This window comes from Paenibacillus radicibacter, from assembly GCF_024721995.1.
Classification (GTDB): domain Bacteria; phylum Bacillota; class Bacilli; order Paenibacillales; family NBRC-103111; genus Paenibacillus_AM; species Paenibacillus_AM radicibacter.
Genome location: NZ_JANQBC010000004.1, coordinates 212,316 through 235,542, shown reverse-complemented (window position 1 = coordinate 235,542; position 23,227 = coordinate 212,316). Strand labels below are relative to the sequence as shown.

The 23,227-nt window shown below is 44.2% G+C and carries 19 protein-coding genes; 14 read left to right on the top strand and 5 right to left on the bottom strand.

Going from position 1 to position 23,227, the window contains the following annotated elements; all coding sequences use genetic code 11:
• Positions 1 to 68: 68 nt before the first annotated feature.
• The 9 genes from pruA (at position 69) to NV379_RS11160 (ending at position 12,011) form a co-directional block, all read left to right on the top strand.
• Positions 69 to 1,616: an L-glutamate gamma-semialdehyde dehydrogenase gene (pruA, locus tag NV379_RS11200; protein WP_258207398.1), complete on the top strand. Its 1,548-nt coding sequence runs from the start codon at positions 69 to 71 to the stop codon at positions 1,614 to 1,616.
• Positions 1,617 to 1,932: 316 nt separating this feature from the next.
• Entirely contained in the window at positions 1,933 to 2,862 is a 930-nt protein-coding gene (locus NV379_RS11195; RefSeq protein WP_258207397.1) for a hypothetical protein, read from the top strand.
• Between the two features lie 130 nt (positions 2,863 to 2,992).
• Positions 2,993 to 4,186, top strand: coding sequence for a hypothetical protein (locus tag NV379_RS11190; RefSeq protein ID WP_258207396.1), 1,194 nt, complete (start codon positions 2,993 to 2,995; stop codon positions 4,184 to 4,186).
• 16 nt (positions 4,187 to 4,202) lie between these two features.
• Positions 4,203 to 5,630, top strand: coding sequence for an MBOAT family O-acyltransferase (locus NV379_RS11185; protein ID WP_258207395.1), 1,428 nt, complete (start codon positions 4,203 to 4,205; stop codon positions 5,628 to 5,630).
• Between the two features lie 251 nt (positions 5,631 to 5,881).
• Complete coding sequence (locus NV379_RS11180) at positions 5,882 to 7,525, top strand: LytS/YhcK type 5TM receptor domain-containing protein (protein WP_308860280.1); 1,644 nt, start codon at positions 5,882 to 5,884, stop codon at positions 7,523 to 7,525.
• Entirely contained in the window at positions 7,522 to 8,253 is a 732-nt protein-coding gene (locus NV379_RS11175) for a LytR/AlgR family response regulator transcription factor (protein ID WP_258207394.1), read from the top strand. Before NV379_RS11180 ends, NV379_RS11175 begins: the two co-directional genes overlap by 4 nt.
• Positions 8,254 to 8,363: 110 nt before the next feature.
• Positions 8,364 to 9,608 (top strand): L-lactate MFS transporter, encoded by a 1,245-nt coding sequence (locus tag NV379_RS11170; protein ID WP_258207393.1) that lies wholly within the window; start codon positions 8,364 to 8,366, stop codon positions 9,606 to 9,608.
• Between the two features lie 155 nt (positions 9,609 to 9,763).
• The gene (locus tag NV379_RS11165) at positions 9,764 to 10,453 is read left to right on the top strand and encodes an MOSC domain-containing protein (protein ID WP_258207392.1); all 690 of its coding nucleotides are present in this window, start codon (positions 9,764 to 9,766) and stop codon (positions 10,451 to 10,453) included.
• A 100-nt stretch (positions 10,454 to 10,553) separates the two neighbouring features.
• Entirely contained in the window at positions 10,554 to 12,011 is a 1,458-nt protein-coding gene (locus tag NV379_RS11160; protein ID WP_258207391.1) for a catalase, read from the top strand.
• 70 nt (positions 12,012 to 12,081) lie between these two features.
• Here the strand turns inward: NV379_RS11160 and NV379_RS11155 are convergent, their stop codons facing one another.
• From NV379_RS11155 to NV379_RS11140, 4 genes are all read right to left on the bottom strand, one after another.
• Entirely contained in the window at positions 12,082 to 12,300 is a 219-nt protein-coding gene (locus NV379_RS11155) for a hypothetical protein (RefSeq protein WP_258207390.1), read from the bottom strand.
• Between the two features lie 142 nt (positions 12,301 to 12,442).
• Positions 12,443 to 14,560: a S8 family peptidase gene (locus tag NV379_RS11150; protein ID WP_258207389.1), complete on the bottom strand. Its 2,118-nt coding sequence runs from the start codon at positions 14,558 to 14,560 to the stop codon at positions 12,443 to 12,445.
• Between the two features lie 211 nt (positions 14,561 to 14,771).
• Positions 14,772 to 15,383, bottom strand: coding sequence for a superoxide dismutase (locus tag NV379_RS11145; protein ID WP_258207388.1), 612 nt, complete (start codon positions 15,381 to 15,383; stop codon positions 14,772 to 14,774).
• Between the two features lie 106 nt (positions 15,384 to 15,489).
• Positions 15,490 to 16,155 carry a helix-turn-helix transcriptional regulator gene (locus NV379_RS11140; RefSeq protein ID WP_258207387.1) on the bottom strand — a complete coding sequence of 222 codons (666 nt, stop codon included), beginning with the start codon at positions 16,153 to 16,155 and terminating at the stop codon, positions 15,490 to 15,492.
• A gap of 203 nt (positions 16,156 to 16,358) precedes the next feature.
• On the opposite strand from NV379_RS11140, the gene NV379_RS11135 reads away from it, so the two are divergent.
• Both NV379_RS11135 and NV379_RS11130 read left to right on the top strand, forming a co-directional pair.
• On the top strand, positions 16,359 to 16,928 hold the full coding sequence (locus tag NV379_RS11135) for an FAD-dependent oxidoreductase (RefSeq protein ID WP_258207386.1): 570 nt from the start codon (positions 16,359 to 16,361) through the stop codon (positions 16,926 to 16,928).
• Between the two features lie 138 nt (positions 16,929 to 17,066).
• The gene (locus NV379_RS11130; protein WP_308860278.1) at positions 17,067 to 17,444 is read left to right on the top strand and encodes a RidA family protein; all 378 of its coding nucleotides are present in this window, start codon (positions 17,067 to 17,069) and stop codon (positions 17,442 to 17,444) included.
• A gap of 53 nt (positions 17,445 to 17,497) precedes the next feature.
• On the opposite strand, the gene NV379_RS11125 is transcribed toward NV379_RS11130, so the two are convergent.
• A complete protein-coding gene (locus NV379_RS11125) occupies positions 17,498 to 18,199 on the bottom strand; it encodes a Crp/Fnr family transcriptional regulator (RefSeq protein ID WP_258207384.1) in 702 nt (233 codons plus the stop codon).
• A 132-nt stretch (positions 18,200 to 18,331) separates the two neighbouring features.
• On the opposite strand from NV379_RS11125, the gene NV379_RS11120 reads away from it, so the two are divergent.
• The 3 genes from NV379_RS11120 (at position 18,332) to NV379_RS11110 (ending at position 23,225) form a co-directional block, all read left to right on the top strand.
• Positions 18,332 to 19,675, top strand: coding sequence for a phosphodiester glycosidase family protein (locus NV379_RS11120; RefSeq protein WP_258207383.1), 1,344 nt, complete (start codon positions 18,332 to 18,334; stop codon positions 19,673 to 19,675).
• A 222-nt stretch (positions 19,676 to 19,897) separates the two neighbouring features.
• Positions 19,898 to 21,742, top strand: coding sequence for a bifunctional metallophosphatase/5'-nucleotidase (locus NV379_RS11115; protein WP_258207491.1), 1,845 nt, complete (start codon positions 19,898 to 19,900; stop codon positions 21,740 to 21,742).
• A 223-nt stretch (positions 21,743 to 21,965) separates the two neighbouring features.
• Positions 21,966 to 23,225, top strand: coding sequence for an S-layer homology domain-containing protein (locus NV379_RS11110; protein ID WP_258207382.1), 1,260 nt, complete (start codon positions 21,966 to 21,968; stop codon positions 23,223 to 23,225).
• The last annotated feature ends 2 nt before the right edge of the window (positions 23,226 to 23,227 follow it).

Sequence of the window (23,227 nt, the reverse complement as noted above, 5' to 3'; positions counted from 1 at the left end):
CGTTTAGCGATTCAGAGCTAACTTTGGTTAACATACATTTTTTAATAAAATTTTAGGGGGAAATATCAATGGCAGTTACTCCATACCGTGTAGAACCATTCACAGATTTTACAAACCCAGTTCACAAGGAAGCAATGGAAAGCACGCTTCGCAAAGTTAAAGGTCAATTAGGTCAATCTTACCCGCTTGTAATCGGTGGCGAGAAGGTAACGACTGAACGTTCCATTAAGTCCATCAACCCAGGCGATTTGGATCAATTGGTAGGTGCTGTATCCCAAGCGGATCAAGCACTTGCTGAGCAAGCGATGCAAGCAGCACTTCACACATTCGAAACATGGCGTTTTGTAGACGCGCAAGCACGTGCAGGCTACTTGTTCAAAGCAGCAGCAGTTATGCGTCGTCGTAAGTTCGAGTTCGCTTCATGGCTCGTATACGAAGTAGGTAAGAACTGGGGCGAAGCAGATGCAGACGTGGCGGAAGCTATCGACTTCATGGAGTTCTATGGCCGTGAGATGATCCGTTATGCAGAGCCACAACCACTTGTAGCACTTGATGGAGAAGACAACCGTCTAACATATATTCCACTAGGCGTGGGTGTAGTTATTCCACCGTGGAACTTCCCACTTGCGATCATGGCAGGTATGACTTGTGCAGCGTTGGTATCGGGTAATACAGTCATCTTGAAGCCAGCTTCCACATCTCCAATCATCGCAGCGAAATTCGTTGAACTTATGGAAGAGATCGGTCTTCCTGCAGGTGTAATCAACTTCGTTCCAGGTTCCGGTAGCGAAATTGGTGACTACTTAGTTGACCACAATAGCACTCGCTTTATCTCCTTCACAGGTTCCCGTGAAGTGGGTCTTCGCATCAATGAGCGTATCGCGAAGCAAGCACCTGGTCAGAAGTGGATGAAGCGTTTAGTGGCTGAGATGGGTGGTAAAGATGCAGTAGTCGTTGATGCATCATATGACGCAGAAGAAGCAGCAACAGCAATCGTAGCATCCGCATTCGGTTTCCAAGGACAGAAGTGTTCCGCAGGTTCCAGAGCAATCGTACACCAAGACATCTATGATGAAGTATTGGAGAAAGTTGTTGCGAAGACACAAGCCCTTCGCGTAGGTTTAGCAGAAGAGAATGCTCCTAACGGTCCAGTAATCGACGTTAATGCTTATAATAAAGTGCTTGAATTCATCGAAATCGGCAAAGGCGAAGGTCGCCTAGTAGCAGGTGGAGACAAAGCAGAAGGCAATGGCTACTACATCCAGCCAACTGTATTTGCTGACTGTGCGGAAGATGCGAAAATCATGCACGAAGAAATCTTCGGACCTGTTCTAGCCGTTTGCAAAGCAACAGACTACAAGCATGCAATCGACATCTTCAACAACACAGAGTACGGTCTAACAGGTGCGTTCTTGTCGAACAACAGAGAGCACTTGGAGTATGCACGCAACCATATGCACTGTGGTAACTTGTACTTCAACCGTAAATGTACAGGCGCACTTGTAGGCGTACACCCATTCGGCGGCTTCAACATGTCCGGTACAGACTCCAAAGCCGGCGGTCGCGACTACCTAATGCTGTTCACACAAGCGAAGCTAGTATCCGAGAAATTCTAAATTTTAATTATTCTTTTGAACTAAGACGGCAACCGAGTCAGGATTTCATCCTGTAACTCAGTTGCCATCTTTTTTATTTCCCAGCGAATCCAGATTCGCGTATACTATTTAAGTGTGAGATTAAAGGTTTAACGGAAGAGTAAAAATGCACTGTAGGAACGAAGTGTTCGCCTTTGAAATCGTGAAACAACCATAAAATAAATTCAAAATTCACGATTGAGACAGCGACCGGAAGTGCTTTTTTCTCTGTAGTGACCCAAACTTTTAAGCGCACACTCATATCTGTAAGCGCAATCATGGAAGGAGCGATTTCATCATGAGCAATACAATAATTACCAAAGATACGTATGGGCAGTGGGGCGAATGTTTATTCCTAACGAACGGCACAGTAGAGCTAGTCGTAACGTTAGACCTTGGACCTCGCATTATTCGATTTGGATTTAATGGCGAAGAGAACCTATTACTTGAAGATACAGAAGCGAAGATTAGACAAGACGGCGAACAATTCGACGTATTCGGCGGTGGAGGCTGGAAGCTGTACGGCGGTCATCGACTATGGACAAGCCCTGAGGCATCACCACGTACGTACTACCCAGACAACAATCCTGTAAGTTATGAACTTATCGAGAACGGTGCGATCTTTACTGCTGATGTTGAACAATGGAACGGTGTACAGAAGACAATTACGATTCAGATGAACCCTACAACTGGCGAAGTCACGATTGATCACAAGATTGTGAATGTGAATGCTTGGCCAATCGAGCTTGCACCATGGGCGATCACAGTCATGTCAACGGATGGAACTGCGATTATTCCGCAAACATCGCGTGAGACAGGCTTCTTGCCGAATCGTATCGTATCCCTATGGCCGTATAGCAAGATGAACGACCCGCGTGTTACTTGGGGCGATAAGTTCATCTTCATTCAGCAGGACCCGACTGAGAAAGACTCCTTCAAGCTAGGAACGAACAACGAAGCAGGTTGGGCGGCGTATTACAAGAACAACAGCTTGTTCGTGAAGTACCACAATCACGATATCAATGTGACTTATCCAGACCATAACGTGTCGTTCGAGTGCTATACGAATGACATTATCCTAGAGCTTGAATCGCTTGGTGCACTTCAAACCTTGCAGCCACAAGAGGCATGCGATCATCAGGAAAAGTGGGCTTTAATTCGAGTGACTGAAGACTTGCCGATTACCGATCAGGACCTATTAGAACAGAAGCTCAAAAACCTTATCTAATCGAAGATAATCCAAGGAACTATTCTCTTTTGTGTCTAAACAAGAGAATAGTTCTTTTTTTGTAGACAATTTATCAGAAAATAAAATAAAATCAGTTATATTGATGATTGATGTTGAAAGGAAATGAGACATGGCGATTCCGCAGATCCCGATTACGAAACAGCCAACAATTGCACCACCTCAAACAGCAACTGCAAGAATGAAGCTATCCAAAGTAAGAACGGCAAGAAAGAGTTTGATTAGCGGCATCTACATCGTCGTGTTCTTCCTGCTTGTACAGTGGGGGATTAGTTCGTGGTACTCGCTTGATCGTCTCTATCATTACCGCATGGATTATAACTTGTTTAAAGATAATCCGCGCAATGTTGATGTGGTCATTGATGCAATGGCAGCTGACATTAAGAAGAACAATCTGAAAGATTACATTATCATTCTTGGAGACTCTGTAACATTCAGCACGCCAGTTCGCTCGGGTGATTCGCTGTCCTATTTTATCGAACAAGAAATTAAGCAGTCACATCCGGATGAATCATCAAGACCTGCGGTATTTAATCTATCGATTCCAGCTATGCAATCTGGCGATATATACACATTGCTGCTTAAGTTAGATGAACGCAACATCTCGACCGATAACGTGATCATGGACGTTCGATACTCTAGTTTTGTAGCTCGTACTCCTGACCCACCGGTTGTTTTTTGGCTGAAAAATGATCTGAAATACGCGGACCAAACATCATTCCAGCACGTGCTGCCACAGCTTAAGCTAAATGGTTATAAGGAAGGCAGTACATGGACTCGCTTTACGGACTATTTATCTCGCAATGTGTGGAATCATGTGCCGATGTATGCGTACCGTGATTTTATCCATCACGATTTGAAGGTTGCCTATAATCGAATTACGAAAGGCATCGAGCCAGATGACGTGCTTGGGGATACGAGACCTTGGTATGAGAAGGAAGGTTTAGCAGAGCTACTCAAGAAACCCGAGTACATGAGTGGATTTATCGATAAACCATTCGACATGACGGAGAACAATCCTAATGTGTACATGATGAATCGCATTTTCGAGCATCAGAAGGGGAAGAAGACCCTAATTTTCATGTCAGGCATTAATGATGACTTGTCCAAAGCTTATATTACAACACCAGGGTATATCGACAACTTGAAGAAGTTAGATGCATTTTTTGCGAGTCAGCCTGTGAATTACGTGAACATGCAAGGGGTTATCTCATCCAAGCTGTTCTCTGACCACACGCATTATACCAAAGAAGGTTATCAGCAGCTTGCTGGGCATCTCTGGTCCTCATGGAATCAGAAACAATAAGGAGTCGTGACCGTACATGCAGTTCAGCTCTCTTCTATTCATAGGGTTTCTAATCATTGCTTTCATTCTGTACTATGCGCTTCCCAAGCTGCGTCTACCGATGTTCGCGGTTGCCAATTCCGTGTTCTATGCCGTAGCAGGAGTCGGATATACGGTCCTATTCTTCGTCGTCGTATCGACTGCTTATTTGTTATCCAGACAATTATCTAGCAAGCATGGACGTAAGTATTTAATTGCGGGACTTGTTCTTGTGATTGGGAACCTAGTCTTCTTTAAGTACTCCTTATTCCTTCTGCAAAATGTAGATAACATCTTATCGCTTCACCTGAATCTAAAAGGGACAATTTTTGAAAATCTAATCCTGCCGATCGGGATTTCGTTCTATACGTTCCAGCTCATCGCGTATATGGTCGATGTCTATCAGAAGAAGCTGGAGCCGAGTAAAAACTTGCTTGAGTTCTGGGTATTCATCTCGTTATTTGCGCATTCGATGGCAGGTCCTATTCTGCGGGGCAAAGAATTCTTCCCACAGCTTCGCGCGATGAACACCATACGATTCAATCATACCAACATCAAGCTAGGACTTTTCTATATCGGAATGGGTTTATGTAAAAAGGTGCTGCTCGCCAATATGCTAGAACCACATGTTGCTGAATTGTTCGCCAAAGGTTCTGCACTAGGTGGAGCCGAATCTTGGGTAGCTGCGTACTTGTTCGCGTTCCAGATTTACTTCGATTTCTCTGCGTATAGTGAAATGGCAATCGGGATCGGGCTTCTATTTGGGCTAAGACTCGATGTGAACTTTAGAACACCTTATGTGAGCAGCAATCCAAGTGAGTTCTGGCGTAGATGGCACATTACGTTATCCAACTGGATCAAGGATTATATCTATATTCCGCTTGGTGGTTCAAGGTCAGGCAAAGCACGTGCTTACGTGAATCTTATTCTTGCGATGACGATTTCCGGCTTATGGCATGGGGCTGCATGGAAATATATCGCGTGGGGCTTCTACCAAGGCGTACTTTCAGCCCTACACCGCGCGTACGGTAAGTTACTAACAAAGATCGGTCTTGGTTCACTTGTGAAGAAGCGTTGGTATAAGGTCGTAACTGTACTGATCTTCTTCCATCTGACAGTCATCGGCTGGGTGTTCTTCCGAGCTGCGAATATGACCAATGCGATCCATATGCTACAGGAGATGATGTGGTTCAACCCGCTAAAGACACCAACTTACTTGTACAAGTATTTGGTGCTAATCGTACTGCTCTACGCCCTGCATGTGATGGAATATGTCATCGTACAGAAGTTCCGTACCTGGTCGTTCGTGTGGCAGACACGCATTCCGACGGTTATTCGTTCGGCTGTATACACTGGTGTAATCTTGATCTGTTTGTTTATGTTGTTAAAAGGTGAACAGAGCACGTTCATCTACTTCCAGTTCTAAATCATATTTATGAATGTGAAAAGCACGTACCAACTCGCAGCGGTACGTGCTTTTTTATATACAAAGTTACAATTGTCTTCGTCTGTTCATGCCGTTATTTTTGCAATATGCTACACTTACATGATTCTAAGTGATACAGAAATTCATTTTTCTTACATGAATAGTGGACAATAACAATGTTGTACTTCAGAGCGATCAAGAATTGACATTATAGGTAGGAGGCAACACGAGTGGACGATACGATGTTTCAAATGCTGATGAAGTTGTTTGAGCGAGCGGCGCTGCTGCTCATTATTATATTTTTCATGCTGCGTATTTCGAATGTGAAGCAAGTGCTACAGAAGGATACGCGTTCACCGAAGGAATATGCAATTATTACGCTGATCTTCTGCTTATTTGCAATTTTCGGGACGTATTCGGGGATTGATGTGGAAGGGTCGCTCGTCAATGTCCGGATTATCGTCATTATGTCAGCGGGTATCCTGTTCGGACCGTGGGTTGGAATCATCGTCGGGATCGTGTCAGGGATTCATCGCTATCTGATTGATATTGGCGGTGTGACGTCGATTCCGTGTTTGATAACGAGCATTATTGCGGGTTGTGTAGCAAGTGCAATTTATTTGCGCACAGATAAGGCTAAGCGTTGGATTGTGGGGATTATCGCCGGGATGCTCTGTGAAGCCTTAACGATGGTACTCATCGTATTCTTTGCAAGTCCACCTGAGCTGGGTATGGATATTGTAAGTAAAATTGCGGTGCCGATGATCATTGGTCAAATGAATGTTGGCCTTATTATATTGCTCGTGCAAAGTGTAGAGTCGGAGAAAGAAGGCATCGCCGCGCGGCAGGCGCAACTGGCTCTTGATATCGCGAACAAGACACTGCCGTATTTCCGCTCGATTAATCCCGATTCCTTGCATAAGATTTGTGCCATTATACGTGAGGAGATACATGCAGATGCCGTAGCTATTACGGATTTACATGATGTACAAGCATATGTTGGGTACGGTGAAGAGCGGTACCTCATTCATCATGAAATAACAAGTGTGCTGACGAAGCGCGCAATTCAATCTGATGAAATTTTAATTAGTAATCATGCCTTGGATGAAGCGATGCCAGGGGTGCAGTCGTTACTTGTCATTCCTCTGAAAGAACGGGACATCGTGACAGGGACACTCAAAATTTATTACCGAACCGCACACAAGATTACTTTTCCCCTTCAGACCATGGCTGTGGGTCTGTCACAGATTATCTCAACCTTAATGGAAGTATCAAAGGTGGAAGAGATGAAAGAAATGGCGAATAAGGCGGAACTGAAGGCACTGCAGACGACGATTCAGCCACATTTTCTATTCAATGCGCTGAATGCCATTGGTTCTTCAATCCGCACGAAACCAGACAAGGCGCGCGAGTTGATCGTAAACTTATCCGGCTATATGCGCTATAACCTGGAGTTAACTGACGAAGTCATTGATGTGCATAAAGAGTTAGAGCAGGTTCGCAACTATGTAGAGATTGAGATGGCGAGGTTCGGCAATCGACTAAACGTGGAATACGAAGTAGACGAAGTCGCTGTGAAAATTCCAAGTCTCGTAATCCAGCCGCTGGTGGAGAACGCGATCATACACGGTATTTTGAAAGTAAAAGGAAAAGGTACGGTTACGATATATGTCAAAGAATTGCAAGACACCGTGCGAATCGGAGTGGCAGATACCGGCATTGGCATCGATGAAGCCGTGATCGACAATATCATGAATGAGCGCATCGCTGCGCATCATATTGGACTATTCAATGTGCACAAGCGTGTGAAGCTATTGTATGGACACGGACTGACGATCAAGCGGCTAGCAAGAGGGACAGATATCTATTTTGATATACCGAAGGAGACATCATGAGAGCGATCATTGTTGAAGATGAATTTCTAGCGAGAGAAGAATTGGAGTTCTTAATTACAACACACAGCCAGATTGAGATCGTGGAGCGATTTGAAGATGGACTTGATGTGCTGAAATACTTGCAGGAGCATGAAGTGGATGCGATTTTCCTCGATATTAATATTCCGTCCTTAGACGGTATGCTGCTCGCGAACAATATTAGTAAGTTTGCACGCAAACCGTTTATTGTGTTCACCACGGCTTATAAAGAACATGCGGCGCAGGCATTTGAGCTGGAAGCATTCGATTACATCTTAAAACCTTACGACGAGCGTAGGATTGCGTCCATGCTGCATAAGCTGGAGGATGCATTCAAGCGAAGCGGGAAGCAAGTAGTGAAAGAATCAGCACCATCACCAGGCAAGCGCATTAATCTAATCAACAACGATAACATTATCGTGACCGACTCCGCGGATATTTATTATGCTGAAGCACAAGAGAAAGTTACCAACGTCTATACGAAGAACGGCAAGTATGTGATGCCCATGAGCATTTCAGAATTCCATGCACTTCTGCCGCAGGATCAATTCTACCGGAGTCATCGCTCATATACCGTGAACTTGAATCGGATTCATGAAATTGTGCCGTGGTTTAATAATACTTACTTGCTCCGATTACGCGATTGCGATGCGGAAATTCCAGTAAGTCGCAGCAAAGTGAAAGAATTTAGGCAGCTCATGCATCTATAAATGCAATTCATTCCGATATTCGATCATCTCATGACGAATCTGACTCATATCCCTTCTGATTCTGTAAGATAAGGGTACAACAAGTCAGACATGAGAAAGAGGCGATCGTAATGAAAACAGAAACTACGACACCTAAGGTTAACCGTTGGTTAATTGTACTTGGCACGATTATTGTTCAAATGGGTTTGGGTACGATATATACATGGAGCTTATTCAATCAGCCGCTAGCAGATAAGTTCGGATGGGGACTTAACTCGATCTCGATTACGTTCTCGATTACGAGCTTTGCGCTTGCATTCGCCACACTTTTTGTAGGTAAAATTCAAGAGAAAATCGGTATTCGCAAGCTTGTTATGATATCCGGTATTGTTCTTGGACTCGGCTTGATTCTTAGCTCAACGGTATCCTCTTTATGGCTCATTTACTTATTAATCGGTGTTGTTGTAGGTTTCGCTGATGGTACAGCTTACATTACGTCGCTATCGAATTTGATCAAGTGGTTCCCGAACCGCAAAGGGCTCGTGTCTGGTATTTCGGTCGGTGCGTTCGGTACAGGTAGTCTTATTTTCAAATATGTAAACACAGCTTTCCTTGGATCATTCGGTGTATCACAAACATTCCTATTCTGGGGCTTGATCGCAATGTCGCTTATTGTAGTCGGTTCGTTCTTGCTTCGTGAAGCAGTTGATCAACCTACTGCTGCAACGGCAGCGAATAAAGGGATGGAACGTAACTTTACAGCTCGTGAGATGTTGCGTACGAAAGAAGCATATCTCTTGTTCGTAATTTTCTTCACAGCATGTATGAGTGGATTGTATCTAATCGGTATTGTAAAAGATGCAGGTGTAAAGCTTGCAGGGCTTGATGTGGCAACAGCTGCGAATGCAGTGGCAATGGTTGCGATTTTCAATACCACAGGACGCATTATTCTCGGTGCACTATCGGATAAAGTAGGTCGTATGAAAGTCGTAGCAGGTGCGATCTGTGCAACAGCAATCTCAGTTCTTGCACTAAGCTATCTACCACTTAATACAGCAATATTCTTCGCTTGTGTATCGGTCATTGCATTCTGTTTCGGTGGTAACATTACGGTGTTCCCGGCGATTGTCGCAGACTACTTCGGACTGAAGAACCAAAGCAAGAACTACGGCATCATCTATCAAGGCTTCGGTCTTGGAGCATTAACAGGCTCGTTCTTGTCGGTATTGCTTGGCGGATTTAACGTCACGTTCATGGTGATCGCGGCATTATGCGGCATCTCGTTCATCATTGCACTCTTCATTACACCACCAGCAATTCCATCTGAAAATAATAACAAAGCAATGAAATTACGTTCCCAACATAACCCGAGCTAAGCGGATTGTGATAGGAAATTCATAGGAATGAATAGCAAGACCTCCAATCTAGCTCACAAGCAGGTTGGGGGTCTTTTGGTATATTCAGATTCATGGTATAACGTTTAATAACGACTATAATTTGGATTGCAAAAATGAAACGGAGGCGTACATCGATGACAGCACGCAAGCTTGTATCTCTTAACATAGGGATGCCGATAACGGTACCCCATAACCGTACCGAAGTAACGACAGGGATTTTCAAGAAGCCCGTAAGTGAAGGTTTGATGTTAACGAAGTTAGGATTTATTGGTGATGGACAGGCAGATACGAAGCACCACGGTGGACCCGATAAGGCAGTTTGCGCATTTTGTTATGAGCATTTTCCGTACTGGACGGAGCAGCTCGGTCGTGAGATGGAATTCGGTGCATTCGGTGAGAATATTACGCTGGAAGGCATGTTAGAAGGGGATGTGTGCATCGGAGATACGTTTAAGCTTGGAGAAGCAGTTGTCCAAATTACGCAGCCGCGTCAGCCATGCTTTAAGCTGTCTGTACGTTATGAAGCACCGAAATTGCCTGTACAGATGCAAGATACGGGGTATACGGGATTTTATTTTCGCGTGTTAGAAGAAGGAATAGTGACGCCAGATGCGAAGCTAGAGTTAATGAGCCGTCATGAACTTGGGGTTACGGTGGACTATGCGAATCGGATTATGCATCATGAGAAGACGAATGTTGAGGGCATGCAAACTCTTCTTGCGGTAGACGCGCTATCTGAGAGCTGGAGAGCGACGTTTAATAAGCGTATCGATGGGGTTGTTATTGATACGAGTGAGCGACTGGAAGGAAAGTCTTCATCATAATTTCATGATGATTAATTGTACAAATTCGGTCTAGATTGCGGTTACTCTTATTACACATAAATAGAGGGTGTGTACTTATTTATAATAAGAGGTGAGTCGCATGACAGATCGTTTAACAACGAATCAAGGCGTTCCGGTGGGGGATAACCAAAATTCGAGGACAGCGGGGCGCAGAGGACCAACGCTGCTAGAAGACTATCATCTGATTGAAAAGCTGGCGCATTTTGACCGGGAACGTATTCCTGAGCGAGTTGTACATGCCCGTGGAGTGGGAGCACATGGGGTATTCAAGGTAGAGAAGAGCATGTCGGAGTTTACGAAAGCCGCTTTCTTGCAGGATGTAGGGCAGGAGATGGATCTATTCATTCGTTTCTCGACAGTTATTCATGGTCAAGGTTCGCCTGAGACGGCTAGGGACCCGCGTGGATTCGCAGTGAAGTTGTATACCGAAGAAGGAAATTACGACATTGTGGGCAACCACTTGCCGGTGTTCTTTATTCGCGATGCGATGAAGTTCCCGGACATGGTGCATTCACTTAAACCTGCGCCAGATACGAACATTCAAGACCCGAATCGGTATTGGGACTTCATGACGTTAACGCCGGAGTCGACGCATATGTTGACATGGTTATTCTCGGATTATGGGACGCCTGCGAACTATCGACAGATGGAAGGGTTCAGTGTTCATGCATTCAAGTGGATCAATGCCGAAGGCAAGTCCGTCTATGTGAAATACAAGTGGAATCCGCTGCAAGGGGTACGTAATTACAGCGCGGTAGAAGCGGGTGAAGTGCAAGGCGGAGACTTTAATCATGCGACTCGGGATTTGTTTAATCACATTAAGGAAGGCAACTTCCCGCAGTGGGAATTCCTTGTTCAGATTTTGCAGCCAGAGGACTATGACCAATTAGACTTTGATCCGCTTGATCCGACGAAGATCTGGCCGGAGGATCTGTATCCTTTTCAAAAGGTAGGGACAATGACGCTTAATCGCAATCCAGCTAATTTCTTCGCGGAAGTCGAGCAGGTTGCATTCACACCTAGTGCGTTCGTACCGGGCATTGAAGCTTCGGAAGATAAGTTGCTGCAAGGTCGATTGTTCTCGTACCCCGATACACAGCGGCACCGCTTAGGGCCGAACTACTTGAACATTCCTGTGAATTGTCCGTATGCAACTGTTCATAATCATCAGCGGGATGGATTCATGCAGACGAAGCAAGATACATCTACCATTAACTACGAGCCGTCGCGTCACCAAGGTAACCCGGTGGAAGATGCGAGCTATAAGGATAGTGAGCCAGAACTTGCAGGTCATGTGACGCGGCAGAAGATTGAGAAGCCGAATGACTTCAAGCAGGCAGGTGAGCGGTATCGGACGTACAGTGAGTCGGAGCAGGCGAATCTGATCAAGAACTTGGTGAATGACTTGAAGCAGGTCGATGAACAAGTGAAGCTGCTTGCCATCTGCAACTTCTTCCGTGCGGATAAGGAATATGGAGCGGTGCTGGCAGAGAAACTCGGCGTGGATATCGGACCTTTTTTAAGTCGAATGGGGTAACAGGTAGGATGAAATGAATAGACAAGTAAACCACTCGTTATAAGAACGGGTGGTTTTTTAATGGGGTGAATTATTTAGATTGTTTGTAGTTCTTAATGATGCTGAATACGAGGTTGGCGATGAAGATTGCGATGAGTATGGCAATAAGTATATTCGTTGTGCTGAGCGTTTTGTCTAAATTTCTAATCGAGGTGTCGACGCGGTATAGGGAATTGTTCGCAGATGAGGCTACTTCACCAATCGCACGATTCATATCATGAAAGAACTGATTGAACTGAGATACTTCCATTGTCTTTCCTCCCTAACTAGGAATGATATGAATGCTTCTATACCTAGTGTACCTGTTAGGCGAGGGTGATGATATCGATCTTTGTAAAAATGGATGTGAAGGATTTGTAAAGGTGGTAATCAGTTGGTGCGTCATGATAGGTTTACTTTTTCACCTGCAAAAAGTTATAAATCCCTTGCGCACTTTCAGCGCGGGTTGTGGTACCTTGGGGATCGAAGGTATGAGCTTCTTTACCGACCATAAGCCCCAGCTCTATCGCGTGATACACAGTGCTCTTCGCCCAAGTACTGATCACGGATTCATCCATTAGGCGACCGTCATGACGAGCGCTACCCCCATCAACAGCACTCATCCCATTAATCTCATTCCCAAACTTATACTCCCAAGCTCGCACCAACATCGCAGCCATCTGCTCACGCGTCATCTGCGCATTCGGATCGAATGTACGCGCATCATACCCATGGACAATCCCTGCCTTTGCGGCGGCATGCACTTCTCCAAAGTACCACGCATCCTCAGGAACATCAGCAAAAGTCGATTGTGGCACAATTAACGGCAAGTGGAGCGAACGTGTTAACATCGCTGCAAACTGTGCGCGGGTAAGAGGTACATCTGGTGCGAATGTATCGTTTGCCACCCCAGACACTAAATTCTTATCCCATAACCCATTCACTGCAATCTTTGCCCAATGCCCATTCATATCTTGAAAAATAGCACTTTCATCCACAGGTTTTACAGGAGAAGGTGTCATCTCCAAAGCACGACCCGCATCGATGCGGCCATGTCCGTACAAGTGCTGATCGCCAAGTGGCAGGGCAGATTTGCACAAAATATCCTTTACCTGATCACTGGATAGCTCCGGATTTTTGGATAGAATGAGCGCAGCTACACCAGCAACCATCGGTGTTGCCATCGAAGTACCAGATAAGCTGATGTATCTGCCATCCATGCCAATCGAGTAAATGACATCACCGGGTGCAACTAAATCGGAACTACGCGCGGAAAAGTTGGATAGGATGTCTTTATCAGTCACCGCACCTACTGCAATCACTTCTGGATAGCGAGCAGGGAAGTCTGGCTTCGCCATTCCAATATCGTTACCAGCGGCAGCGATGAGCAGCACACCTTTGCTATGCGCATACTGAATCGCTTCACGAATGATAGGGGAGTCTCCGCCTGTATCCTTAGCAAACTCGTTGCTGCCCAGACTCATACTCAAGATTTGTGCGCCTTGGTCGGCGGCATAACGAATCGCGTTCGCTGTACTTTCTTCGGTGCGTCCATTTGGACCCCATGCATTAATCGGCATGAGCCGAACACCAGGAGCTACTCCAGAGATTCCAATCCCGTTACTTCCATCTGCAGCTAGGATACTCGCTACATGTGTCCCGTGGTTCTGCCGCACTTCTTGGCCGGTTTTGCCGAACACATTAAATGTTTTCATAGCTGATCGAGCTAGCTCATCGAGCTTTGTATTGATCCCCAGATCGATAATCGCAACTTTAATATGCGATGAGCCTTTGGTGGTCTCCCAAGCTTTAAAGATATTCATTTGAGCAAGATAATACTGCCGCTCTAGTTGCGGATCATGGACGGGAAGCTTCGTTACCCTATAATGCTCATTCCAGCGTTTAAAGGCAGCAATCTGCATCGCATAAAGCGGATCATGGTCCACCCAATAGTCATGTTCCATCTTGCCAGGTTGGGCTGGACTTGGAGCGATCGGCTTTGGTGTGAGGATAGTCCCCGCTGAATCTTCATCCTCTTCAAAAGGAGGCTGGAGTACGAGCGTATACGGCTCATTCACAATCGCAGGCGTTCGGTTGTCGGAGTACACTTTAATCCAGTACTTACCTGGTTTCAGCGTTATATCCTGACTCAGGACATATCCCCATTTCAGTTCTAACAAATCGGACTTTGCGATCACGTTCTGGCTACTGTCTAACACATCGAAATGCATCCCTTGCGGCCCATCTACACTCAGATTACTGATTTCGATATTCATTTTCTTCTTATAATTAATATGTAAAACGTAATAATCCACATCCGTTACAACGTCGTTAATCATTCCTGTAACATCACAATTGGAGGTGACAGGAGTCGCTGTAGACGGTGAATCATTCGGTTCATGTTCATACACTTGAATTGGAAAAGGTAGGGGATCAGTATCTGGTTCGCTGGCAAAACTTTGTGCGAGCGCAGTACTTGTAACTTGGAGTGCAAGTAGTGTGCTTGTAGCCATAAGAAGCCATTTTTTCAAATGAAAGTCCTCCTCTAGGGTGTTTTACTCCCAACATTAGCACATTACTTCTACGTATAGTTTACTGGGTGGTTACAATTTTTCATACAAAAAGACGTGCAAACCAGGAGTGGCTTGCACGTCTTTTGTCATGCTATTTGAAAGATAAAGAGTGTGGGATTCTGAGGTCTCCGCTTCCTTATCTTGCAAAATATTTCTGCGAAGCAAAAGCTTACTTAGAAGCAGCGTAACGAGCGTTTACTGCATCCCAGTTCACAACGTTCCAGAACGCGCCAATGTAATCAGGACGCTTGTTTTGGTAGTTCAAGTAGTAAGCATGCTCCCATACGTCAAGACCAAGAACAGGTGTCAAACCTTCCATGATTGGGGAGTCTTGGTTAGGTGTGGAGGAAACAACAAGTTTACCTTCTGCATTCACGCTCAACCATGCCCAGCCGGAACCGAAGCGTGTTGTTGCTGCTTTCGCGAAATCTTCTTTGAACTTCGCGAAACCGCCAAGCTCGCTATCGATTGCAGCTGCGATTGCGCCAGTTGGCTCGCCGCCGCCGTTAGGACCGATGATTTCCCAGAATAGGGAGTGGTTCGCGTGACCGCCACCGTTGTTGCGTACTGCTGTGCGGATGTTCTCAGGAACTGCATCTAGGTTTGCGATCAACTCTTCAACGGATTTCGCTGCAAGTTCATCATGACCCTCAAGTGCTGCGTTTACGTTCGTTACATATGTGTTGTGATGACGATCGTGGTGGATCATCATTGTCGTTTCGTCGATGTGTGGTTCAAGTGCATTGTTTGCGTAAGGTAGAGCTGGTAATTGGTAAGCCATAGTGAATTCCTCCTTGGTATGTTGGATCTTATATCGTTATTATCTACCACTTATTATAATAAGTCAATATAAATGTATAGAAAGTAAGTGAAAAAAATAGCCGTTCTTACGGCTGTTCTTTTGTATTCTTCTTTTTATCCGGGTTGGAGATGACATAGACGCACTTGTTGCCGTCTTTCGCTAAGCATTCTGTACGGGTTACATCTACATCTAACAGTGATTCGAACAGTTTGAGTTCACATTGGCAAGCTTGATTGTACTGATTCGCAATTTGCGAAATCGGGCAGTTGAATTCCTTAAGGATATAATCGCCGTTGTCTGCTTGCTCAAGCTCTGTCATATAACCATTCGCATTCTGAATTTCCGAGAGAATGTTCACTTTCTCCGCCAAATCCATATCCTTCATGGATGTTTGGTATTTATCGTGAAGCTTATTCTGACGTTTTTCAAATAGTTTCTCAACCATCTTCTCGTCGCCATCTTCATCGCAGAGCAGATCGAGAAAGTCGAGTGTGAGCTGATGATAATTTTTCGGGAAAAGTTCTTCCGCTTGTTCGGTTAATGTATATACAGAAGTAGGCCGTCCCATCGATTGACGCAGTAATGAGGATTTAATCAATCCATCACGTTCTAACGTCTGAATATGACGGCGTACAGCCATTTCGGTAATTTCCAGATTATCGGTAATATCACGTGCGCTTAGTGGACCACTTGTCTTAAGCATGTTCAGAATGATACGACGCGTAGAGAGGTCTGGTTCGTTATGTTTCATTTAAGGTCACCTCCTAATTTCATTCTACAATTATTGACAGTTTACCCGATCTATCGTGAGAAGTAAATTATGAAACGGATTTGACACGACAGATGTATTTTTCTATTCTAATATTAGTATACTAATATATATGATAATTATACAAAAAGAGTTTCGCAAGTGCGACGATTTCCCAAAATATTTTTAAAAAAGGAGAGATTGAGATGTACGATATTATTATTGTAGGTGCAGGACCAGCAGGGGCAAGTGCAGCAATTTTTAGTGCGAAAGCAGGTTTAAAGACGTTGGTGCTGGATAACGATAAAGGCATGACGAAGCGTGCATGGATTGAGAATCACTATGGGGTCATGGAGATTGATGGTCCAAGTATGGTGGAGTTAGGCAAGAAGCAGGCGCTTAAGTTTGGTGCAGAGATCGTGGAGACGAAGGTCACTTTTGTCGGGGAAGCGGAAGCAGGCGAAGGTCTTGTCGTTGAGACAGAAGGCGGTAATTACGAAGCTAAGCATGTCATTCTTGCAACTGGCGCAATTCCAGAGCTTGCAGAGAATAGTGGACTAACGATTGTGGATGGCACAGAGCCTCGGATTAAGTTCGTTGCAGAAGTGGATGAGTTCGGTCGTACGTCAACGCCTGGCATCTGGGCAGCGGGTGTGGCTGCAGGTGTGAGCGTGCATTCGATCATTACAGCAGGTGATGGTGCGCGAGTTGCAATTAACGTGATTAGCGAGATCAAGGGTCAACGCTATGTCGATCACGATGTACTTAAAGCTTAAGTTTGTATTTATAAAATAAGTGAGACCGTGGGGCGAGAGTTCCACGGTTTTTTGCTGTTCTTTCATGTGAACAAGATAACATGTATAATATTTGGTATAAAAGGGGACATGATGTCCGAGAAAAAGGAGTGTAGTAAAGTGGGAAAAGAAGTAATCTCAACAACACAAGCACCAAGTGCGATTGGTCCTTATTCACAAGCAATTCGTCTAGGCGATATGATTTTCTCTTCCGGTCAGCTTGGCATTAACCCAGAGACAGGTGAACTTGCAGAGACGATTGAAGCGCAGACGATTCAATCTCTGAACAATATCAAAGGAATTCTTGCTGCATCCGGCATGGACATGAGCCATATCGTAAAGACGACGGTTTTTCTAAAGGATATGAACGATTTCGCAGCAATGAACGATGTGTACAAAACATATTTCGCAGAACCCTTCCCATCACGCAGCACTGTTGAAGTTGCTCGCCTGCCGAAGGATGGTCTTGTGGAAATCGAATTTATCGCATCACTTTAATACAGGTTTATACGGAAAAAAGGGAGCAGCCACACGGCCGACTCCCTTTTTTGTTAGTTCAAGTTATTTAAGTACGCACTGAGCGCAACCATGTTTAGAATCGTAATTTTATGTTTTCTCATCGCAATAATATCTAATTTTTTCAATTGGTTTAGAAAACGATTAACGGTTTCACGAGACGTGCTCGCCATGGACGCAACATCTTGATTCGTAAGGGGAAGATTGATTAGTAGACCTTCGGGTTGATCGACGCCATGTTTACTGCTCAGTTGCTGCAATACGGATGCAACACGTAAATTGACATCACCACTGCCGAACTCTTGAAGCTTAGTCTGTAATTCACGAACGAGGCGCCCCATCATGCGCATGACTTTTACAGAAATAACAGGATTTTCAATTAATAATTGTTCGAAAGCTTGGATCGGGATGACGGATATAATTGTTTCCTCAACCGTCTCAGCTGAAACATCGTATGGAGAATCATCGAAAAACCCCGTGTGCGGGAACATTTCACCAGCTTTAATAAAATTAAGTGTATGCTCGTTGCCGACTGCATCGACTTTATACAATTTCACAATACCGCTTAGAATAAAAAAGGTGCTCGTTCTCGGATCATTCTGGTTAAAAAGGTTCGATTTACGAGGTATCGTGTACGTATGTGCAATATTCGCTAATTGTCGCAATTCGTGTTCATTCAGTTCGCTAAAGACGGGCAGGGAAGCAAGCATCGCTTGAAATGGATCCACTTTGCTCATTGAAAATCACCTCACCTGATAATAGTTGTATCATGTTACATTACAAAAATGGATGAAGATTGTAAAGATGAAGTATGGTAATATGGGAGAAGGAACTATAAATTTTTCCAATTTAGGGCGGGAGGGATACGAGTGAATCTCGCAGGACAACAGATGACCGGCTTTCGCAGATGGGGTCGCTGGAAACGAATCTTGTTCGTGATTGCAGTTACAATATTTATCGGTTCAAATTTACTTTACTTAACACCAGCAGGAGCTAAGCTTCGGATGTTGCTTGCTGAGACAGCGATTACGACTCAGCACCGAGACTGGGCATGGTTCTTCGTTGGCGGAGCTAAGCGTGATGAAATGGTACAAGCGTTATTTGAACTCAGTGACAAGAACGCAGAAGTCCCTCAAGACATGAAAGAAGTAGATGTTACGCAAGAAGAGAAGCGTCAAGGTGAACTAATTAAAGTTGAAGATATATCCGGCACGCGTTGGGTCGGTAAGAAGATGTATGTATATGATCCTAAAGCGATCCGAATTGTCGTACCCGGCAAGCAAGGCGTAGGTGAGCGTGTATCGTCGATGGTGAAACGGACTGGCGCGCTTGCAGGTGTGAATGCGGGTGGATTCATCGATCCGGGTGGGTTTGGGAACGGTTTTGCCCCAATTGGTATCGTGATGTCAGGTGGTGAGGTCTTACATAATGATACAGCAGAAACTACCCCTCAGCATATTGTCGGTTTTACGAAAGATGGTGTTCTGCTCATCGGCAAATACTCGACCAAGGAGCTGAAAGAGAAGCAAGTAAGTGAAGCTGTTTCCTTCTATCCTCGTATTATCGCCAATGGCCAACCTCTAATTACGAGTGGTGATGGTGGGGGCGGGATTCATCCACGAACGGCTCTTGGTCAGCGTAAAGATGGTACAGTTATCTTTATCGTCATTGATGGTAGACAGAAACATAGTGTTGGAGCAACTTATCGTGAAGTGCAAGATTTATTGCTTGCAGAAGGTTGTGTGAACGCAGGATTCCTTGATGGTGGTTCATCTGCAGAGATGGTGTTAGATGGCAATGTCATAACTAAACCTTCTTCACCAGATGGTGGCGAGCGAACGCTTCCTACCGCATTTCTCGTATTTGAGAACTCGGATGATGTGAAAGTGAATAACATTTGGCAGGGTCTTAAGAGCATTGATCCAGGTGGTACATATGATCCGAATAAGTCTTGGTACAATAAGAATAAATCACCATCCCCAAGTCCAAGCAGCAAACCCGGAACATCTCCTTCTACAGGGAAGAATTCACCAGGACCTAGTAAGTCGCCAAGTGCAACGAAATCTCCAGAACCACAAGGAACCAAGCAGCCGGGTAATTCGACTACGAAACCAAGTGACAATGGTGCCAAGAATAGCACCAAACCTTCACCGAATCAAGGAAATACAGAAGCTAGTAAAAAGCCGGAGACTACGAATTCTCCGAAGCCATAAGGAAATTGCAATGAAATCTCAGACACTTTCTGAGGTTTTTTTGCTGTTATGGCATACAATTAATTTCATAATTTACAGTATATGTTGTATGTTCGGAAGTTTTAATGAATTTTATTAACTTACGTACAATTCTAGTAGATTATCGGTTAGAATAGACATGTTGCTATTTTCATAGAGATTATTTTGAGAGGGGTATTTCAATTGAAAAGAAAACTTAGTGTCATGATTTCCGCAGGTGTGCTTGCTTCAGCGCTTGCTGTTGGTAGCGTAGGTGCAGCACCTCTACAAGCTGTAAATCATTCCGATTGGATGCAAAAGAAAGCTATCGTTGTAGGTGATCAAGGCGGGGATCTTGCTTTGAAACGTGCTGTAACATTAGCAGAAGTTGTAACTTTGGTTGCTAGAGTGAACGGTGAAGTTCCTAAAGCAGCTTCCGGAGCGCATTGGGCAGCAGGAGCAATTGACGCAAGTCTAACAGCTGGTGCTATCACAAAAGAAGAATCATTGAAACCTGACGCAACTCTATCAGCTAATCGTGTTGTTGAGATTGCAGCTAAATTAAGCGTGAAGCTTGATTTAACTGGTGACAGCACAGTAACAAGAGAAGCATTCATTCAAGCACTTGGTACTGCTGTAACAACTCAGATTACTATTGGACACACAAATGACGTACACGGTCACATCGTTGAGAATAAGAGCGGTAAAGAGTTTGGTTATGCAAAAATGGCTACATTGATCAATGAATGGCGTAAAGAAAACCCGAACTTCCTATTGCTTGATGCAGGGGATACGTTCCAAGGTACAATCTACACGAACCAATTCAAAGGTGAATCCATTCTTCCAATTTTGAACCACTTGGCATATGAGACAATGGCTGCTGGTAACCACGAATTTGACTTTGGTGCAGATCAATTGCTTAAACTTCGTGATCAATTGGATTACCCTGTAATTAGCTCCAACGTATTTAAAGAAGATGGTACAGAGTTCTTGCAACCGGTTCATTATGCAGAAATTGGCGGTAAGAAATTCGCATTCCTTGGTTTTGTAACAGAAGAAACACCAGTTGTTACACACCCAGACAATGTTAAAGGTTTAACTTTCAAGAGCCCAGTTGAAATTGCTAAGAAATTAGTACCTGAGCTTAAGAAAAAAGCAGATCACGTTGTTGTCGTATCCCACGTAGGTGTGGACGTTGACCGTGAAATCGCGAAGAATGTTCCTGGCATCGATCTAATCGTTGGCGGACACTCACATACTCCTCTTAAAACACCAGAAGTGGTGAACGGTACATACATCGTGCAAGACTGGGAATACGGTAAATCCTTAGGTCGTGCAGACTTGTTCTACTTCAAGAATGAGCTTGTACAATTCTCCGGCGGCTTGAAAGAGTACGACGAGACAGTTGCAGCTGATCCAAAAGTAGCGAAAATGGTAGACGAAATCGCGAAGAAAATCGATGATGCTCTTAACATCGTAATCGCGAAAGCTGAAGTTAACTTGGATGGCGATCGTACATTAGTGCGTGCTCAAGAAACAAACTTGGGTAACCTAACTGCAGACATTATGCGTGAGCGTACTCAATCTATCCCTGGATTTGAAGCTGACGTTGCAATCACGAACGGTGGCGGTATCCGTGACAAGATGTTAGCAGGCGATATCACGAAGAAAATGCTTCAAACGGTATTCCCGTTCCCTAATACTTTAGCAGTTGTTGAAGTAACAGGAAGCGACCTTAAAGCAGCACTTGAAAATGGTGTAAGCCAAGTTGAAACAGGCGGCGGACGCTTCCCACAAATCAGTGGTATGTCCTTCTCTTACAACCCAACGAAAGCAGTTGGTTCCCGTGTAATTGACGTGAAAGTTGGCGGTAAAGACCTTGACCTTAGCAAAAAGTACAAGGTAGCAACGAACGACTTCATGATCGCTGGTGGCGACGGTTATACTTCCTTGAAGCAACCAGGTGCATTCAACACAGGCGTAACTTTCTACGACTTGATGGAAGCAGAGATTATTAAGATGAAAACACTAAATCCTAAAACAGAAGATCGTATTGTTGTTGTAAAATAATCGTTTCTTCTCATATGTGAGATACACTTCGCAAGCAGCGAGTGCCCAACCTGTTATTTAGGTTGGGCACTTTTTTTCCATAATTAAGCGTATCAATAATTTACTGAATTAACCAAATGAGTTAAGATTGGTAGGAACAAGCATGAACTAGGAGGGTGCTATTTTATTTGAAATTTCAGAGTTAATAGATTGATTGTGATGATACATAAGGAGGCAAATGGTGATGAGATTGAAGAAGAGAGTAGTTGTAAGTTCGGCTTTACTAGTAGCGTTAGTAGGTAGTGGATTTACGGGTATGGGGAATTTGCTACAAGGAAAAAGTGAGGGATTGAAAGTTGCCTATGCAGCTCCAGCGAATTTTACAGATATTGGTGGGCATTGGGCAGCGGCAGATATTATGAAAGCCGTGGAAGGCGGCATTGCAGCTGGCTATGAAGATGGATCATTCCGACCTGATCAGGAAGTAAAGCGTTCGGAGTTCATTAAGTTGTTAACGACAGCACTCAAGTTACCTAATGGTGCGGATGGAGCAAACTGGTACGACAAATTTGTTGCCGCAGCAACCAAAGAAGGCTTTTACAAGAATGATTTTACAGCAAGCAGCATGGAAGAAGCCATTCCACGCAAAGAGATGGTAAAGCTCGCAGGACGCGCAGCTGCACTTAAATATGAGTTCGGTGAGATTGAAGAGAAACAGTGGCTATGGGAAGCAGCGAAAGCTGGAATCGTGCATGGCAAAGGCAATGGGGACGTTGCCCCTGATGGCACAACGACGAGAGCTGAAGCAATTGCGATCGTGAATCGTGTAACCGATGTGAAGGCGGGTAAGAAGCTACCCGTTGATAAGTACGCGATTTCAGGTGCGGAGATTTATTGGCATAAGACGAATGTGATGTCGATGTTGCCGAGGTATTTTACAAAACCATACAAATATGATGATGGAAGTTATGACAAATTTAGAGACGACTTGATGCATGAAGAAAAAGCCGATGGAAATTACATCGCTGAAACTGAGAGATTCGTTGTCATTGACCTAGATGATAAGAATGACCCTAATCGTCATTTAATACCTGAAGGATCAAAACGCTTTATTTTTTCTACTCGTCAGGCTGTAGATGTGTCAAATGGTGGATACGCAGTTATTGCTGTAAATAAATTAAAGGTGAAAAAGAATGTTGCTAACTTCGATTTAATTCTAAGTGCTTACACATTTATTGGCGGTGATATAAGAAATGTTAATGATTTATCGAAGAAAGCACAAAAACTCGATGGCCTTATTGTGAATGACGCTAATAAAAGTTCTAATGGGGCATTAATAGCAAAAGAAAATACTACAGTAACATACATTACGGGTCAATTTATTCCTAAAGGAGATTGGATTGCGGATCCAACAATGGAAGTTACATTTTCACCGATAGGGAAGTTTAATACACCTATGTCAAATTTATTGAGTTCGTGGACTAGGAAAGAAATTAGTAACTAGGA